The organism is Oleiphilus sp. HI0067, assembly GCF_001635735.1.
Window position 1 is genome coordinate 1 of sequence record NZ_LWFI01001516.1, and the last position, 927, is coordinate 927.

A 927-nucleotide genomic window follows, 5' to 3' on the forward strand; every position below is an offset into this window, starting at 1 on the left:
GCTGGTATTTTCAGAATCGTCGGTTTAGAAGGTGTTCAGTACCACCATGCAGTAGGTGCTGTATGCCCTAACTTGTTGTTCCCATATCTTCGCGAAAGTATTGATAATATCGTTGTTAAAGGTGGTTTCCAGCCAGTGATGTTAGCGCCGATCAATTTTGACGCGATGTTTGCGCAGGCAATGGCAAAGAAACAGCAGCAGGAGCAAGAAGCAGCAAGCGCTGAAGCAGCTGAATCAACAGTTCAGTAAGACTGCGTGACTGCAATCCATAAAAAACCGCTAAGCATTTATTGTTTAGCGGTTTTTTATGAGCGAAAAAATCTATGCAGATCTAACTTCCAGCCTGAAAGCTAAGCTGACGCCAGGCTTCATACACGACAATCGCAACTGAATTAGACAGGTTTAAGCTGCGACTTCCTTCCAACATTGGAATTCGAATACAAAAGTCCGTTCCTAGTCCCTCTCGAACATCACTAGGTAATCCACGAGTTTCAGGGCCAAACAAAAAGAAGTCGTTTTCTTGGTAAGAAATTTCCGTGTGTGGGCGACTTCCTTTTGTTGTCATGCCAAAGATTCTTGCACCAGCATGTTTAGCCTCGAATTCTTGATATGAGGCGTAGGTCAAGACATCCGCAAATTCGTGGTAATCTAACCCCGCACGACGCAATTTTTTCGTATCGAGATCGAAACCAAGTGGTTCTATGAGATGCAATCGGCAGCCTGTGTTGGCTGCCAACCGAATAACATTCCCTGTGTTTGGTGGAATTTCGGGCTCATATAAAACGATATTGAACATTAGTTGCGCTCAACCGCTAACGAAACACCCATGCCACCACCGATACACAATGTTGCTAAACCTTTGTTTGCGTCTTGTTTGATCATTTCATGGAGTAATGTGACAAGAACGCGACAACCTGATGCGCCGAT

Annotated in this window: 2 protein-coding genes and 1 pseudogene; 1 reads left to right on the forward strand and 2 read right to left on the reverse strand. The window is 44.6% G+C overall.

Annotated elements, in window-relative coordinates; genetic code table 11:
• On the forward strand, nucleotides 1-249 hold a 249-nt coding region (locus tag A3739_RS24720), incomplete at its 5' end, for a protein-export chaperone SecB (RefSeq protein WP_197472551.1).
• An 82-nt stretch (nucleotides 250-331) separates the two neighbouring features.
• Here A3739_RS24720 and trmL read toward each other — a convergent pair.
• Together trmL and A3739_RS28450 are read right to left on the reverse strand one after the other, a co-directional pair.
• Nucleotides 332-796, reverse strand: a complete 465-nt coding sequence (trmL, locus tag A3739_RS24725; protein ID WP_068476278.1) for a tRNA (uridine(34)/cytosine(34)/5-carboxymethylaminomethyluridine(34)-2'-O)-methyltransferase TrmL — start codon at nucleotides 794-796, stop codon at nucleotides 332-334.
• Nucleotides 796-927 (reverse strand): annotated as a pseudogene (locus A3739_RS28450) (acetyl-CoA C-acetyltransferase); the annotation flags it as partial. The gene trmL and the pseudogene A3739_RS28450, both read right to left, overlap by 1 nt.